The organism is Tenacibaculum sp. IB213877 (assembly GCF_034043975.1).
Taxonomy (GTDB): Bacteria; Bacteroidota; Bacteroidia; order Flavobacteriales; family Flavobacteriaceae; genus Polaribacter.
Map to the genome: position 1 here is coordinate 1 of NZ_JAXCHH010000035.1, position 820 is coordinate 820.

An 820-nucleotide genomic window follows, 5' to 3' on the forward strand; every position below is an offset into this window, starting at 1 on the left:
CCTTCTGAAACTGTTACATCTCCAATAGTGACCGTTGGAGCACTATCATCATCTTGTACCGTTACCGATCCGTTGGTTACCGCTCCTGTTGTTCCGCTGGTTACAACTCCTGTTGCTGCAAATACTTCGTCTGCCTCTCCTGAGATTGTATCTTCTGTCGTTGGAACTGTTACGCTTCCTGTTGTATCTCCTGCTGTAATGGTTACCGTGTAAACTACTCCGTCTACCGTTACTTCTACTGTAATGTCTTCTGTACTTGGGTTGCTTAAGGTTACTGGAACAATCGCATTATCTCCTTCTGAAACTGTTACATCTCCAATAGTGACCGTTGGAGCACTATCATCATCTTGTACCGTTACCGATCCGTTAGTTATCGCTCCTGTTGTTCCGCTAGTAACTACACCCGTTGCTGTAAATACTTCGTCCGCCTCTCCTGAGATTGTATCTTCTGTCGTTGGAACGCTTACGCTTCCTGTTGTATCTCCTGCTGTAATGGTTACCGTGTAAACTACTCCGTCTACCGTTACTTCTACTGTAATGTCTTCTGTACTTGGGTTGCTTAAGGTTACCGGAACTATTGCGTTATCTCCTTCTGAAACTGTTACATCTCCAATAGTGACCGTTGGAGCACTATCATCATCTTGTACCGTTACCGATCCGTTGGTTACGGCTCCTGTTGTTCCGCTGGTTACAACTCCTGTTGCTGCAAATACTTCGTCCGCCTCTCCTGAGATTGTATCTTCTGTCGTTGGAACTGTTACGCTTCCTGTTGTATCTCCTGCTGTAATGGTTACCGTGTAAACTACTCCGTCTACCGTTA

The 820-nt window shown here is 45.5% G+C and carries 1 protein-coding gene; it reads right to left on the reverse strand.

Features of this window, described 5'->3' with window-relative positions; genetic code table 11:
- Positions 1-820 (reverse strand): hypothetical protein (locus SLH33_RS12965; protein ID WP_320419539.1); only part of this gene is annotated, 820 nt, incomplete at both ends.